Raw genomic sequence first — 13,507 nt, forward strand, 5'->3', positions numbered from 1 at the left:
ACGGTCCTCAGTGTCGATTTTTTTCGCTATGCGGCGATAATCGGATTCGATCCGGCGTGGAATCGACTCGGGTCGCCGTTCGTTCATTGTCGTTTCAGCTTCGGGGCCGATAATCTGGACTATGGTTTCAAGAGCGGGCTTCCGGGGAGTATCGGGCATGATCGGCATCAATGGGCGCACAGGCGTCCGCATCGCACGCGCCGCGGCATTGGTCGCCGCGCTGGCGGGCATGGCGCTGACGCCGGTCGCGGCCTCGGCCCAGGTGCGCACCGTCGATCCCAACACCGCGATCGACGCCGACCTTGCCCCGCCGCCGCCCGCCAACAGCGCGCCGACTGATCCGGGAGTCGACCCCAGCGTCAGCACGGACAGCGGCGCCAGCTATGATCCGCCGCCGCCCGCCACCGCGCCGTCTGTCGCCACCCCGCCGTCCAGCGGCACCACCGCAACGGGCGCTCCGGTCACGGCGGATTCGCCGCCCGCCACCATTGCGCCGGGCGAGTCCTATCAACAGGACGATCTGATCGGCGCGGCTGAAGGCGTATTCGGCAAGGGCGCCGAAGGGCTGGCCGGCATCATCGAGAAGATATTGAAGGATCAGGGGCGCCCCAACGCCTATATCGCCGGGCGCGAGGCGTCGGGCGCGTTCGTCGTGGGCCTGCGCTATGGATCGGGCACGCTCAACCACAAGATCGAGGGCAAGCGCGAAGTCTATTGGACCGGCCCGTCGATCGGCTTCGATGTCGGCGGCAATGCAGCCAACACCTTCGTCCTGGTCTATAATCTCTACGACACGCAGGATCTCTATCACCGCTTCCCGGCAGCGGAGGGCACCGCTTACCTGGTAGGCGGCTTCACGGCCAGCTATCTGCGCTGGGGCAATGTGGTGCTGATCCCGATCCGCCTGGGCGTCGGCTATCGCCTGGGCGTCAACGCCGGCTATATGAAGTTCACCGAAAAGCGGAACTGGCTGCCTTTCTGACGGGTCGTCACAGCGACAGGGCGAGTTGCTCGCCCTGTTCGCCCTCCTCTTCCGCTTCCAGATTATGCACGCCCAGCCCCAGCAGCCGCGCGCCCATGCGCAGCGGCAACTGGGCCAGCAGCAAGTCCCGCCCCGCCTGTGCCAGCAGGTCCGGGGACCGCACCGGCGCTGAAAAGCTGCGCGACCGGGTGATGATGCGGAAATCCGCGAACTTCACCTTCAGCACTACCGTCCGGCCCCAGGCCTGCGCCTTTTCGATCCGGGCCCAGAGATTGGCGGCGATCCGGTCCAGTTCCGCCACCAGTGCCGCCTCCTCCACCAGATCGTCGAAGAAGGTGTCCTCGACGCTCACCGACTTGCGTTCCTGCCGCTCGCACACCGGCCGGTCGTCCTCGCCCCGCGACGCGTGATAATAATAATCGGCCGAACTGCCGAAATGCGCCTGAAGAAAGCGCATATCGCGATCGCGCAGGTCCGCCCCCGTCTCGATCCCCAATTCCTGCATCCGCCGCGCCGTCACCGGCCCCACCCCATGGATGCGCCGCACCGGCATGGCGGCGATGAAGGCCGCGCCCTCGCTTGGCCGGACCACGCAGATGCCGTCGGGCTTGTTCTGGTCCGACGCCAGCTTGGCGATCAACTTGTTGTACGAGACCCCGGCCGAGGCCGTAAGGCCGGTTTCCTCGCGGATCATCCGCCTGATCTCCTGCGCCACCTGCGTCGCCGATGCGATGCCCGGCTTGTTCAGCGTAACGTCGAGATAGGCCTCATCCAGCGACAGTGGCTGGATGATGTCGGTGAAACGGCCGAAGATGGCGCGCACCTGCGCGGAAACGGCGCGATACACATCGAAACGGGGCCTGACGAAAAGCAGATCGGGACAGAGCCGTCGCGCCCGCACGCCGGGCATGGCCGATCGCACGCCGAATTTGCGCGCCTCATAGCTGCATGTCGCCACCACCCCGCGCGGGCCACCGCCGCCCACCGCGATCGGCTTTCCGCGCAGCGACGGGTCGTCGCGCTGCTCCACCGACGCATAGAAGGCGTCCATATCGATATGGATGATCTTGCGCGGCGGCGACGGCGGCGAGTCCATGGCACCCCCCTATGCCACAGACGAGAACGAAGGGGAAACGCCAGAGTCGCGATCAGCGCAGGACGCGCAGATTATCGAGCAGCGATTCGAGATGGTCGCGGCTGAGACGGCTCCAGACATTATAGGTGCAGCGCTGACCGCCGATCCGCAGATAGGCCAGAGACTCCAGCCCCTTACCCGACGGATTCATCGCCGGATAAGGCTGCGCGCCCATCAGCCCATAGCCGGCAAAGGCGGGCGCGGGCAATTTGGGCAGATCGCGCATCGACGGCCATTGCTTCGTCAGCCGCTCACGCTGAACCCTATCGGACAGCGCGTCATCGGGCAGCAGGCCGGTCCCGGCAAAACCATAGGCGCTGCGCATACCCGGCAGGTCGAAGGCCACCGCCCAGCCACCGCCGAAATGCGCCGCCCGGGCGACGCCGCGCGCACGCCCGTCCGACACCAGGCCCAGCGGCGCGCATCGGGCGCGATTCTCCGCCCTGGCCCATTGGTCGCGGACGATCGCCTCGCCGATCAGCGGCGCCGGCCGGGCCTGCGCGCTCGGGGCTGCGCCGCACAGGACCGCCGCAAGAATCAGCCGCCGCATCGCGCCTATTTCTTGTCCTTGAGGCTGAGCAAAGCGGCGAAGGGGCTGGCCTGCTCCTCGCTCAGCACGCCGGCCTCCTTCAGATAGGCGTCGGCGTCGGGCGAGCGGGGATAGGGCGTCATCGCCAGCGCGACCGTTTCGGCCACCGCCTCGCCCATGTCGACCACCTGCCCGTCATAGCCGATCGTGTCGCAATCCTCCGCGTCCAGTTCCAGCTCCTCGCCCTCGGGCGCTGCTTCGCCTTCCACCACGAAGCGCAGCACGAAATCGGTGTCGATCGTCTCGGGCACCGGCACGCCGGTCGCGACGCAGGGCTGGGCCAGCGCCGCGCGCACCCGGCCGCGCGCCATGATCGCACCGCTTTCCTCGGTCAGGGCATAATCCGCCTCCAGCTGGTCAAGCGCCGACAGGCCGAAGCGCTGCGCCAGCGCCGCGCGCTCGGCCGCGTCGGCCTCTATATGGGTCTCGCCGGTCAGTCGCTTGACCTGGTCGGCCTTCACGGGACGGGAAAATTCGGGGCTGTTCGTCATCCAAGATCTCCTGCCAGCAGGGCGTCGCGCGTCAGGCAGCCCAGCCGGGTCCAGCGCGCGCGCAGACAGCCCTCCACATGGGCAACCGCCGCATCGGCTACATCGACGCCGCGATAGAGGTTGCGACGCAGCGCCTCGGCAAAGTCCGCGCCTTGCGTCAACGCCGCACGATAGGCGCTGATCCGTCCGCCCAGCGCGCTCATCATCCGGCCGACATGCTTGCCGACCACCACATCGCCCACGCCCTCCTGCCGCAACTGCCCGTCCATGTCGTCGACAAACAGCTCAGTGAGCCACACGCTTTCCTGCGTCGCGCCCAGTTGCTCCAGCCGGATCAGCGCCTGCGCCAATATGGCGACGATCATGTCGAAACGGCCGTCCAGCGTGTCGGGCACCGCGCCGTCCAGATACCAGTGCGGCTGCCGGCCTTCGCCGACCACGGCATGATAGAGCGGCCGCAGCCCTTCCCGCAGATCGGTGCGGCCGAAGAAGCGCTGGAGAAAGGAGGAGGAACTGGACATGGGCAAAGCGGCTTTTCATGACGGATCGGCCGTGCGCGCGCCGTCCGATGTTTTGCGCCCCTTGCCGGGGCTTGCGCATTTCCATATTGATCGCTGCGCCGCCCAATGCAATGGCGGCATCAGTTTTATCGGGTTCGCGGGACATGCCCCCGCAGGAGACGTTCATGCCTCAGTTCAGCCGCCAAAACCGCCGTGGGCGCGTCTTGATCGCCGTCGGCCTCAGCGCGCTGCTGCTCGGCACGTCCGCCTGCACCCGCATCCGCACCCATCAGGGCTATCAGGTCGACAAGCTGCTGGTGGATTCGGTCCAGCCCGGCATCGACAATCGCGCGTCGGTGGAAGGGACGCTGGGCCGCCCCAGCTTCGCTTCGCAGTTCGGTGAGCAGGACTGGTATTATGTCTCGCGCAATATGCGCGCGCTTGCCTTCTCCAATCCCAAGCCGGTGGACCAGACGGTGCTGCGCGTGCGATTCGACGCGGCCGGCAATGTCGTGGCGGTCGACCGCATGGGTCTGGAGCAGGTCGCACGCATCTCGCCGTCGGGTGACAAGACCCCGACGCTCGGCCGCCATCGCAGCCTGTTCGACGAGATTTTCGGCAATATCGGCGCAGTCGGCGCCGGCGGCATGGGCGGCCAGGGCGGTGGACCCGGCAGCGGTGGCCCGAACGGCAGCTAACCAACAAAACGCCCGGCCTCGACAGAGACCGGGCGTTTTCTTTTGGGTGCTATCAGGCAGGCAGCGGGATGAACTCGCTTTCCTCCGGCACCGGGGCGAAGCGCTGGGACTGCCAGTCGGCTTTGGCCTGCTCGATCCGGTCGGTCGAGGAGGAGACGAAGTTCCAGTAGATGTTACGCTTTTCGGGCAGCGGTTCGCCGCCCAACAGCATCAGCCGCGCGCCGCCCTTCGCCCGCAGGACGATCTCCGCGCCGGGCTTGAACAGCACCAGTTCGCCGGTCGCGAAGCCGCCGGTCTGGCCGATCACCTCGACCGCACCCGCCACGACATAGATGGCGCGTTCGACATGCTCTGCCTTGAGCTGGTAGCGCGCGCCGTCCTGCAACGCGATGTCGGCATAGACCATGTCGGAATAGGTTTTCACCGGCGACGCCAGCCCGTCGGAGCTGCCCGCGATCAGGGTGAGGCGCGCGCCTGCATCCTCGATCGTCGGAATCTCGTGCACCTTGTGATGGGCGAAGCTGGGATCGGTTTCCTCATAGCGGGTCGGCAGCGCGACCCAGGTCTGGAGGCCGAACAGCTTGCCGCCCCTGGCGCGATTCTCGTCGGAGGTGCGCTCGGAATGGACGATGCCGCTGCCTGCCGTCATCCAGTTCACCTCGCCCGGCCGGATCGGCTGGATCGACCCCACCGAGTCACGGTGCAGAATCTCGCCCTTCAGCAGATAGGTAACAGTGGCGAGACCGATATGCGGGTGCGGCCGGACGTCCAGCCCCTCGCCGCTGTCGAAGACCGCCTCGCCCATCTGGTCGAAGAAGATGAAGGGGCCGACCATGCGGCGATGCGCGGACGGGAGCGCTCGGCGCACGGAAAAGCCGTCGCCCAGATCGCGAACCGGCGGCAGGATGATCATGTCGACGCCGTCGACCTCGGAAGTGCGGATGGACATGGGTCTGGACCTTTTCGAAACGGGACTGGGAGATCAGGCGCCGAGCAGCGCCAGCGCTTCGATCTGGGCGCGGGAAAAGCCCTGCGCGGCGAGGGTAGGCACATGGCGTTCGGCGATCCGGCGGGTGCGGCCGGTTTCGCAGAGGAAATCGCGCACCGGCAGCAGATGGGTCGGCAGGGCCACCAGGGCATCCTTCTTCGGACCGATCAGCGCATCGACCGCGTGGCCGATCCGCGAGCGCAGCGAACCGGTGGCGGCGGGCTGGCCGCAACCGCAATCGGCAACGGCGGAGAGGGTGGCCTGCACGTCCTGCCATTCGGCAGGGCTGAGGCGCGGGGTTGCGATGGTCAGCATAAGCAGGGCCTCCTTTTTCGTCCTGATGCAATCCTTCTAGCCTGTCGATGCTTTGCGGATCAGAGGGATAAAATCGGTCGATTTATTCTATGAAGTTGAAAAGGGCGCGCGGGATACGCGCCCTTCCCTGATCGTCAGGCTGCGTCGACCAGCACGATCTCGCTATCCTCCAGCGCGGTGACGCGGATCACGTCGAGGTCACTGATCGCCGCCCCGTCGCGGGCATTGACGCGGACGTCGTCGATCTGGATCGCGCCGGTGGCGGGGACCAGATAGGCCTTGCGATCGCGACCGATCGGATATTCGGCGGTCTCGCCGGCCTTCAGCGTCGCCGCGACGATCCGCGCATCCGTACGGATGGGGAGCGCGTCATTGTCATTGTCATAGCCCGACGCCAGCGTCACGAACTGGCCGGACCGTTCTCCCCTGGGGAAGGGCCGGGCGCCCCAGCTGGGCGCTTCGCCGTCGCGGGTGGGGAGGATCCAGATCTGGAAGATCTTCGTCGTCACATCCTCCAGATTATATTCCGAATGGCGGATGCCGGTGCCCGCGCTCATCACCTGGACGTCGCCCGCCTCGGTGCGCCCCTTGTTGCCCAGGCTGTCCTGATGGGTGATCGCGCCTTCGCGGACATAGGTGATGATCTCCATGTCGCGATGCGGGTGCGGCGGGAAACCGGATTGCGGCGCAATGGTGTCGTCGTTCCAGACGCGCAGATTGCCCCAGTGCATCCGCTTCGGGTCATGATAGCCGGCGAACGAGAAGTGATGCTTGGCGTCGAGCCAGCCATGGTTGGCGCCGCCGAGGCTGTCGAAAGGGCGAAGTTCGATCATGTCCGTATCTCCTGCGGAACGCCGAAGGGCGACGTCCCTGTTGGAGATGGCTCTAGACCTTGCCAGCTTTCTCGTTCAGACAGATAAAATCAGTCGAACTGTTCGAGGAAATGGAAAAGTGAACAATCCCGGCACACCGACCTTCGACCAGTTGCGCATCTTCCTGACGATCGTCGACACGGGCAGCTTCGCCGGGGCGGGGCGCAAGCTCAACCGCGCCGTGTCGGTCATCAGCTATGGCATCGCCAATCTGGAGGCGCAGCTGGGCCTCAGCCTGTTCGACCGCGAAGGCACGAAGAAGCCGCAGCTGACGGTCGCCGGGCGCGCGCTGCTGGCGGAAGTCCGTTCCATCTCACACGGGATCGACGGGCTGCGCGCCAAGGTGAAGGGGCTGCTCGACGGGCTGGAGGCGGAGGTCAATCTGGCCGTCGACGTCATGCTGCCCGCTGAGCGGCTGGGCAAGGTGCTGCGCGCCTTCGCGAAGGAATTTCCCACGGTGCAGTTGCGCCTCCATGCCGAAGCGCTGGGCGCGATCGTTGCGATGGTGCTGGACAAGGACGCGGTGATCGGCCTGTCCGGCCCGCTGTCGGCCGGGGTCGAGGGAATAGAAAGCATGATGGCCGGGTCGGTGCCGATGGTGCCGGTCGCCGCGCCCGACCATCCGCTGGGTCGGATGGAAACGATTTCGCCGGGTGCAGGACGGGACCATATCCAGCTTGTGCTGACCGACCGGTCGCGCTTCACCGAGGGGCAGGATTATTCGGTATCCAGCCCCAAGACCTGGCGTCTCGCCGATCTGGGCGCGAAACATGCGCTGCTGCGCGAGGGGATAGGCTGGGGCAACATGCCGCTGCCGATGATCGAGCCGGATCTGATGGCGGGGACGCTGGTGCGGCTTGCCATGCCCGATCATAGCGGCGGCACCTATCGCTTTTCGGGCATCTGGCGGCGCGACACACCGCCCGGCCCCGCCGCCTCCTGGCTGCTCGACCAGTTCGTGTCGCTGGGCCGGGACGACCGGGAGCTGGATGGCATGGCCGATGTCTGACCAGCCGCTCGCCCGATCACTCAGGCCCATCACCCAAGGAAAGCGTCAACATGCCCGGCCGTGGCAATTGATCGGCAACCTTCTATCGTTATCAGGAAGCGATGTTTGCCCTTTTTCTCCATCCTCGATGATCCGACACCGCTTTGGCACCTTTCGCGGACTGGTGCGCCTCGCCCTTTCCTACCCGCAACTGATGCTGGGGCTTTCAGCCAGCCGCCGGCCCGATCCCGGCCGCGTGCGCCGGCTGGTGTTCGTGTGCCAGGGCAATATCTGCCGCAGCGCCTTTGCCGATGTCGCCGCACGGCGGGCAGGCCTGCGCACCGCCTCCTTCGGCCTGTCGACCACGACCGGGCGCGCGGCCCATCCGCCTGCCATCGCGGCGGCCAAGGGGCTAGGGCATGATCTTTCCGCGCATCGCGCCGTCGATCTGGCCGATTATGTGCCGGAGGAGGGCGATCTGCTGCTGGCGATGGAGGTGCGGCAATTGCATCGGCTGGCGGCCGATCCGCGCCTGGATGGCCTGCCGCGCATGTTGCTGGGCCGCTGGACCCGGCCCATGCTCCTCCATCTCCACGATCCCTATGGTCTCGACGATCCCTATATGGCGCAATGCCTGCGCCGCATCGACGCAGCGGTAACGCGGCTGGCCGTCAGTTTCCCCGGCGCACGGCTTTCCTGATCATCTGCGCCATGTCCCGCAGCCAGGGGCGGGGATCGGTCGGGCTGAAGACATAATAGCGGGTGCGCGGATCGAAAAATCCCAACAGATAGTCGAGCAGATCCGCGCCCGGCCGCCGGCGGAAAAAGGGATCGCCGATCCGGCCGGGCGTCAGCAGAACCCGAACCAGCCGCTTGGTTTCCGGCACCATATAGCGGGCGCGCAGGTCGTGGCGTGGGGCAGGCGGCGGATCGTCCTGTCCCAATATCGTGCGCCGATAGGCTTCCCACGCGAAATGGGCGCCGCAATGCCAGGCGAGCGGCAGGCTCCCCCAATAGCGGCCATTGACCTCCATCAGCCAATAATCCCCGGTCGCAGCGTCATAGCGATATTCAACCATCGCCGGCCCTTCCCATACGAGCGCCTGCAGCAGCTTTTCGGACAGCGCCATCTGCGCGGCATGATCACCCGCCGGTTCAGCCCGGCACAGGGTGGAAACTCCGCCTTCGGGCGGCCATTCGTGCAGGCGACGATGCTGGAAACGCAGGGTGGCGCGTCCTTCCTGCATGTAGAGCATCTGGCCAAGGCCCACCCCACGGCAATATTGCTGGATCATCGGCCACCGGCCCACCGGCGCATAGCGATCCAGCAGCGCCATGAGCTGCTCGGGCGTGTGGATATATTCGGTCTTCAGCCATTCCAGCCCGGCGTCGGCCAGAACCGGCATGATGTCCGGCGGATTGGCCCATTTCGCCACCAGCGGATAGCGCCTCTCCGCGATGCGGGCGGCGAAATCCTCGCCCGCCTGCGGCTGCCAGGTCTGGGGAACGCGCAGTCCCGCCCGTTCCGCCAGATCGAGCGTCTGCCGCTTGTCGATTACCCGCTCCAGCCGGTCCGGCCGCGGCACCAGCAGATGGCAGTCGCCGATGCGCGGCGGCAAAGCCGCCAGATCGATCAGGTCATTTTCGGAAATGGCGAATACGGCGCTGGCGCCGGTGCGCGCAATCAGGTCGGGCAGCCAAGTCGAGGCGGGACCGTCAGGCCGCGGGATCACCGCCGCGCAATGGCGCGACGCGGCGGCCACGGCCGTGGGATCGCGCGCGATCCCATGCACGCACACGCCATGCTCGCCCAGTTCCCGGACGATCGTTAGGCTGATCGCATTTTCCAGGCCGACGACCAGCGCAATGGGAGGATTCGTCACGCAGGAACCAGCCGTCGCTCATAGCGCCATGTCGCCCAGGCCTGCTCCGCCAGGCGCAGGCCGGTCCGCAGTCGGCTCGGCTCGACGCGCGTGATACCTGGCTTGGGCGCATCCGCGATCTCGGGCGAAAGATCGCGAAAGCCCGCGCCGCGCAGGGCGGGGATCGCCGCCGCTTCCCGGCAAAGCGCTTCGAACCGGGCCTTGACCGAGCCATTGGGGCGGCAGCGGTCGCGCGAAAGCATTTCGAAACTATGGGTCACGACGACATAGGCGTCATGCCCCTGCCGGGCGGCGTGGCGCATCCCGGCCCGCATTTCCGCCGCCGACATGGCGCAGACCTGCGCGGGACGAAAACCGCCGGGCCGATCGGCGATACCTGACACCGGCAGTTCGATCACCCCGTCCCTGCGCGACGCGCCGATCTGCCGGGGATCGGCCGATATGCGACAATCCCCGCCGATATAGGCCGGATTGACGCTGCTGTCCCAGAGGATGCCAATCGCCGCAAGCGCCCGCAACGTGTCGTCATTGGCGCCGAAATTCCCCGCCCGGAACGCCGTGATCGGCGGCGCGCCGGCGTCCTCCAGCATCCGCTTGGCGAGGTCCAGCAGGACGATCTGGTCCGCGAGCGCGAAGTCGCCGATATTGCGGCCCTGCCGTCCCTCGACCGGCGACGGCTTCGCCCAGGCGAGCCATTCGGTATGGATGTGCAATTGCACCTCATGCCCGCGTCGGACGATTGCCTGCACGACCGGCTTCAGGAAATCGGCGCCATGGACCAGCGCCGGCATCGGATCGAGGAAGAAAACCCCTTTGAGGCCATGACGATCGAGCAGATCCATCTGCCAGCCGATCCCGACCGCCTGCCCCTGCGCCTCCGCCCAGATCGACCGGCGCAGATTTTCCTCCAGGCTGATCCCCCGCTGGTGCAGCGAAGCCGAAAGTTCCGTGTCGACGGTGATGAGCAGCACGGTCATGCAGCGATCCGGTCAAGGGGCGACGCGCCCGACATAAGCAATATCGGTTAAGGAGCAGTAATATGTCCCCCGCATGTCCGACGGGTCACATATCGGAAAGATGCCGGAGCGCGTCAATCGGTCCTTTCGCCGGTCAACGCCGGCGGGCGCCGACTTCCCTCACTCCAGTTGGGAAAATTCGCCATAATTGCCCTGGAAAAAGAGCAGGGGCCGTCCCGGCCGCTCCACCTCCAGCGCGATCACCTGGCCCAGCACGATATAATGATCACCCGCCTCGTGGACCGCATCGAGCGTGCAGTCGATCCAGGCGACGACATCGTCCAGGATCGGCGACCCGTTGGCCGACACGCGATGGGCGATGCCGGCGAACTTGTCCGGTCCCGGCCCGGCGATCTGCCGACAGAGCTGCTTCTGGTCGCTGGCGAGGACGTTGACGCAGAAACGGCCGACCGTCTCGATGCGCGGCCAGCTGCTCGATGTCTTGGCGGGAAAGAAGGCGACCAGCGGCGGATCGAGCGACACGGAGGTGAAGGAGCCGACCACCATGCCCACCGGCGCGCCGTCCGCCTCCACCGCGGTCACGACGCAGACGCCGGTCGGATAGTGGCCCAGAACGCGGCGGAAGGTCGCACTATCGAAACTGGTGGCCGCGCTCATGTTCCTGGTCGCTCCCTTGGCGGATCATCGCCCTTCCCTGTGGTGCGGGACGGGAACGTTGCAAGCGAAAAAACATGGCCGACCGACAAGCAACGCTTATCTGATCGGTCGGGATCGCAGCCTCAAAGCGCGACGCCACCCGCCGCCAGCACCGCCAGGGTCAGCAGTTCCGACGCATTGGAGGACATGGTGGCGATCTGGACCGATTTTTCCATACCCACCAGCACCGGCCCGATCATGGACGTGCCGCCCAGCTCGCGCAGCAGCTTGGCCGAAATATTGGCCGATTGCAGCCCCGGCATCACCAGCACATTGGCCGGGCCGGACAGGCGGCTGAACGGATAATTTTTCATGACGGCGGGATTGAGCGCCGCGTCGGGGGTCATTTCGCCTTCATATTCGAAGTCGACGTCCCGCTTGTCCAGCACCTTCACCGCGTCGCGCACATTGTCGAGGAAGCCGCCCGGCGGATTGCCGAAATTGGAATAGGAGAGGAAGGCGATGCGCGGATCATGGCCCATGCGCCGGGCGACGGCGGCCGTGCCCTCGGCAATATCGGCCAGCTCGGCGGCCGAAGGCCGTTCATGCACCGTCGTGTCGGCCAGGAATACCGTCTTGTCCTTGGACACCATGACATGGATGCCAAAGGGGATGCGGCCCGCCACTGGGTCCATCACCCGCTTCACCTCGCGCAGGGTTTGCGCATAGGGGCGGGTCACGCCGGTGATCATGGCGTCGGCCACGCCCATTTTGACCAGCAGCGATCCGAAGATATTGCGATCGCGATTGACCATCCGTTCGCAGTCGCGGCGCAGATAGCCGCGCCGCTGGAGCCGCCCGTAAAGCAGATCGACCATGTCGGGCACCAGCGGCGAATTGACGCTGTTGTGCAGTTCGAAACTCTCCGGGTCGCGCACGCCCAGTTCCTTGAGCTTGTCCAGCACATGGGCGCGGCCGACCAGCACGGGGATGCCATAGCCATGTTCGCGGAACTGGATCGCCGCGCGCAGCACAACTTCCTCCTCCGCCTCGGCGAAGACGACGCGCTTGGGATTGGCGCGCGCCACCTCATAGGCGGTGGTGAGAACGGTGGTGGTCGGGTTGAGCCGGGCCTTGAGCGACTGGCGATAGGCGGCCATGTCCTCGATCGGCTTCTGCGCCACGCCGGTCGCCATTGCCGCTTCGGCAACCGCGGCGGGCACCACTTCCATCAGGCGCGGGTCGAACGGCGCGGGGATGATATAGTCGGGGCCGAAGCTGTGCGATCGGCCATAGGCCTTGGCGACTTCCTCGGGCACCTGTTCGCGGGCCAGATCGGCGATCGCCTTGGCCGCCGCCAGCTTCATCGCCTCGTTGATCCCCGTCGCCCGCACATCCAGCGCGCCGCGGAAGATGAAAGGGAAGCCCAGCACATTGTTGACCTGGTTGGGGAAGTCCGACCGGCCGGTGGCGACGATCGCGTCCGGGCGCACCGCCTTGGCGTCGGGCGGCAGAATTTCAGGATCGGGATTGGCCATGGCGAAGATGATCGGCCTGTCAGCCATCGACTTGACCATCTCCTGCGACATGGCGCCCGCGACGGAGAGGCCCAGGAACACGTCGGCGCCCCTGACCGCCTCGGCCAGCGTGCGCGCATCGGTCCTGACGGCATGGGCCGACTTCCACTGGTTCATGCCCTCGGTGCGGCCCTGGTAGATGACGCCCTTGCTGTCGCACATGATGACATTGTCATTCTGCACGCCCAGCGCCTTGATCAGCTCGGTGCAGGAGATGGAGGCGGCGCCCGCGCCGTTCACCACCACCTTCATATCCTTCATGTCGCGCCCGGTCAGCAGCGCGGCGTTGATCACGCCCGCCGCCGCGATGATCGCGGTGCCATGCTGATCGTCGTGGAAGACCGGGATGTTCATCCGCTCCTTCAGCGTCTGTTCGATGATGAAGCATTCGGGCGCCTTGATATCCTCAAGGTTGATGCCGCCAAAGCTCGGCTCCATCAGTTCCACCGCGTCGATGAAGCGGTCGACATCCTCGGTCTTCAGTTCGATATCGATCGAATCGACGTCGGCGAAGCGCTTGAACAGCACCGCCTTGCCTTCCATCACCGGCTTGGACGCCAGCGCCCCCAGATTCCCCAGGCCCAGGATCGCCGTGCCGTTGGAGATGACCGCGACCAGATTTCCCTTGGCGGTATAGTCATAGGCGGTCGCCGGATCGGCGGCGATGGCGCGCACCGGCACCGCGACGCCCGGTGAATAAGCGAGGGAAAGGTCGCGCTGGGTCGCCATCGGCTTCGACGCGATGATCTCGATCTTGCCGGGGCGGCCGGTCGAGTGGAAGAACAGCGCCTCGCGCTCCGAAAATTCCACATTCGACTTATCGGTCATGGCGGCCACCCATATATTGGAACGATAAGGCCGCCCTAGCGGTAAGAT

At 66.0% G+C, this 13,507-nt stretch carries 15 protein-coding genes; 4 read left to right on the top strand and 11 right to left on the bottom strand.

Annotated elements, in window-relative coordinates; translation table 11 throughout:
* Nucleotides 1-157 precede the first annotated feature (157 nt).
* Nucleotides 158-982 carry a DUF1134 domain-containing protein gene (locus AC58EF_RS09630; protein WP_497275911.1) on the top strand — a complete coding sequence of 275 codons (825 nt, stop codon included), beginning with the start codon at nt 158-160 and terminating at the stop codon, nt 980-982.
* Between the two features lie 7 nt (nt 983-989).
* Here the strand turns inward: AC58EF_RS09630 and dinB are convergent, their stop codons facing one another.
* From dinB to AC58EF_RS09650, 4 genes are read right to left on the bottom strand one after another with little or no spacing between them, the layout of a single operon-like run.
* The gene (gene dinB / locus AC58EF_RS09635) at nt 990-2,078 is read right to left on the bottom strand and encodes a DNA polymerase IV (protein ID WP_497275912.1); all 1,089 of its coding nucleotides are present in this window, start codon (nt 2,076-2,078) and stop codon (nt 990-992) included.
* A 52-nt stretch (nt 2,079-2,130) separates the two neighbouring features.
* On the bottom strand, nt 2,131-2,667 hold the full coding sequence (locus tag AC58EF_RS09640) for a hypothetical protein (protein ID WP_497275913.1): 537 nt from the start codon (nt 2,665-2,667) through the stop codon (nt 2,131-2,133).
* 5 nt (nt 2,668-2,672) lie between these two features.
* Nucleotides 2,673-3,197, bottom strand: a complete 525-nt coding sequence (locus tag AC58EF_RS09645) for a DUF177 domain-containing protein (RefSeq protein WP_497275914.1) — start codon at nt 3,195-3,197, stop codon at nt 2,673-2,675.
* Nucleotides 3,194-3,718: a ubiquinol-cytochrome C chaperone family protein gene (locus AC58EF_RS09650; protein ID WP_497275915.1), complete on the bottom strand. Its 525-nt coding sequence runs from the start codon at nt 3,716-3,718 to the stop codon at nt 3,194-3,196. Before AC58EF_RS09650 ends, AC58EF_RS09645 begins: the two co-directional genes overlap by 4 nt.
* Before the next feature lie 164 nt (nt 3,719-3,882).
* Here AC58EF_RS09650 and AC58EF_RS09655 point away from each other — a divergent pair, with 164 nt between their 5' ends.
* Nucleotides 3,883-4,395, top strand: a complete 513-nt coding sequence (locus tag AC58EF_RS09655) for an outer membrane protein assembly factor BamE (protein ID WP_497275916.1) — start codon at nt 3,883-3,885, stop codon at nt 4,393-4,395.
* Nucleotides 4,396-4,447: 52 nt separating this feature from the next.
* On the opposite strand, the gene AC58EF_RS09660 is transcribed toward AC58EF_RS09655, so the two are convergent.
* From AC58EF_RS09660 to AC58EF_RS09670, 3 genes are all read right to left on the bottom strand, one after another.
* Complete coding sequence (locus AC58EF_RS09660; RefSeq protein ID WP_497275917.1) at nt 4,448-5,344, bottom strand: pirin family protein; 897 nt, start codon at nt 5,342-5,344, stop codon at nt 4,448-4,450.
* Between the two features lie 33 nt (nt 5,345-5,377).
* Nucleotides 5,378-5,698: a hypothetical protein gene (locus AC58EF_RS09665; RefSeq protein WP_497275918.1), complete on the bottom strand. Its 321-nt coding sequence runs from the start codon at nt 5,696-5,698 to the stop codon at nt 5,378-5,380.
* A 134-nt stretch (nt 5,699-5,832) separates the two neighbouring features.
* A complete protein-coding gene (locus AC58EF_RS09670) occupies nt 5,833-6,531 on the bottom strand; it encodes a pirin family protein (protein WP_497275919.1) in 699 nt (232 codons plus the stop codon).
* Nucleotides 6,532-6,649: 118 nt separating this feature from the next.
* Between AC58EF_RS09670 and AC58EF_RS09675 the strand changes: the two genes are divergently transcribed.
* Together AC58EF_RS09675 and AC58EF_RS09680 are read left to right on the top strand one after the other, a co-directional pair.
* On the top strand, nt 6,650-7,579 hold the full coding sequence (locus tag AC58EF_RS09675) for a LysR family transcriptional regulator (protein ID WP_497275920.1): 930 nt from the start codon (nt 6,650-6,652) through the stop codon (nt 7,577-7,579).
* A 127-nt stretch (nt 7,580-7,706) separates the two neighbouring features.
* Nucleotides 7,707-8,258, top strand: coding sequence for an arsenate reductase/protein-tyrosine-phosphatase family protein (locus AC58EF_RS09680; RefSeq protein WP_497275921.1), 552 nt, complete (start codon nt 7,707-7,709; stop codon nt 8,256-8,258).
* Here AC58EF_RS09680 and AC58EF_RS09685 read toward each other — a convergent pair.
* The 4 genes from AC58EF_RS09685 to AC58EF_RS09700 all read right to left on the bottom strand — a co-directional run bounded on the left by AC58EF_RS09685 (nt 8,230) and on the right by AC58EF_RS09700 (nt 13,459).
* Nucleotides 8,230-9,441 (bottom strand): carboxylate--amine ligase, encoded by a 1,212-nt coding sequence (locus tag AC58EF_RS09685; protein ID WP_497275922.1) that lies wholly within the window; start codon nt 9,439-9,441, stop codon nt 8,230-8,232. The genes AC58EF_RS09680 and AC58EF_RS09685 overlap by 29 nt on opposite strands.
* On the bottom strand, nt 9,438-10,418 hold the full coding sequence (locus tag AC58EF_RS09690) for a polysaccharide deacetylase family protein (protein ID WP_497275923.1): 981 nt from the start codon (nt 10,416-10,418) through the stop codon (nt 9,438-9,440). The genes AC58EF_RS09685 and AC58EF_RS09690 overlap by 4 nt, the downstream gene beginning before the upstream one ends.
* A gap of 159 nt (nt 10,419-10,577) precedes the next feature.
* On the bottom strand, nt 10,578-11,075 hold the full coding sequence (locus AC58EF_RS09695) for a flavin reductase family protein (protein WP_497275924.1): 498 nt from the start codon (nt 11,073-11,075) through the stop codon (nt 10,578-10,580).
* Between the two features lie 122 nt (nt 11,076-11,197).
* Nucleotides 11,198-13,459, bottom strand: a complete 2,262-nt coding sequence (locus AC58EF_RS09700; protein ID WP_497275925.1) for an NADP-dependent malic enzyme — start codon at nt 13,457-13,459, stop codon at nt 11,198-11,200.
* Between the last annotated feature and the right edge of the window lie 48 nt (nt 13,460-13,507).

The sequence above is a fragment of the Sphingobium sp. WR1 genome (assembly GCF_059693745.1).

Excerpts from the sequence above, each read along its gene's own strand:
- AC58EF_RS09650 (WP_497275915.1), bottom strand. The coding sequence starts at position 3,718 with ATGTCCAGTTCCTCCTCCTTTCTCCAGCGCTTCTTCGGCCGCACCGAT.
- AC58EF_RS09645 (WP_497275914.1), bottom strand. The coding sequence starts at position 3,197 with ATGACGAACAGCCCCGAATTTTCCCGTCCCGTGAAGGCCGACCAGGTC.
- AC58EF_RS09680 (WP_497275921.1), top strand. The coding sequence starts at position 7,707 with ATGATCCGACACCGCTTTGGCACCTTTCGCGGACTGGTGCGCCTCGCC.
- AC58EF_RS09670 (WP_497275919.1), bottom strand. The coding sequence starts at position 6,531 with ATGATCGAACTTCGCCCTTTCGACAGCCTCGGCGGCGCCAACCATGGC.
- AC58EF_RS09665 (WP_497275918.1), bottom strand. The coding sequence starts at position 5,698 with ATGCTGACCATCGCAACCCCGCGCCTCAGCCCTGCCGAATGGCAGGAC.
- AC58EF_RS09660 (WP_497275917.1), bottom strand. The coding sequence starts at position 5,344 with ATGTCCATCCGCACTTCCGAGGTCGACGGCGTCGACATGATCATCCTG.
- dinB (WP_497275912.1), bottom strand. The coding sequence starts at position 2,078 with ATGGACTCGCCGCCGTCGCCGCCGCGCAAGATCATCCATATCGATATG.
- AC58EF_RS09630 (WP_497275911.1), top strand. The coding sequence starts at position 158 with ATGATCGGCATCAATGGGCGCACAGGCGTCCGCATCGCACGCGCCGCG.
- AC58EF_RS09695 (WP_497275924.1), bottom strand. The coding sequence starts at position 11,075 with ATGAGCGCGGCCACCAGTTTCGATAGTGCGACCTTCCGCCGCGTTCTG.
- AC58EF_RS09640 (WP_497275913.1), bottom strand. The coding sequence starts at position 2,667 with ATGCGGCGGCTGATTCTTGCGGCGGTCCTGTGCGGCGCAGCCCCGAGC.
- AC58EF_RS09655 (WP_497275916.1), top strand. The coding sequence starts at position 3,883 with ATGCCTCAGTTCAGCCGCCAAAACCGCCGTGGGCGCGTCTTGATCGCC.
- AC58EF_RS09690 (WP_497275923.1), bottom strand. The coding sequence starts at position 10,418 with ATGACCGTGCTGCTCATCACCGTCGACACGGAACTTTCGGCTTCGCTG.
- AC58EF_RS09700 (WP_497275925.1), bottom strand. The coding sequence starts at position 13,459 with ATGACCGATAAGTCGAATGTGGAATTTTCGGAGCGCGAGGCGCTGTTC.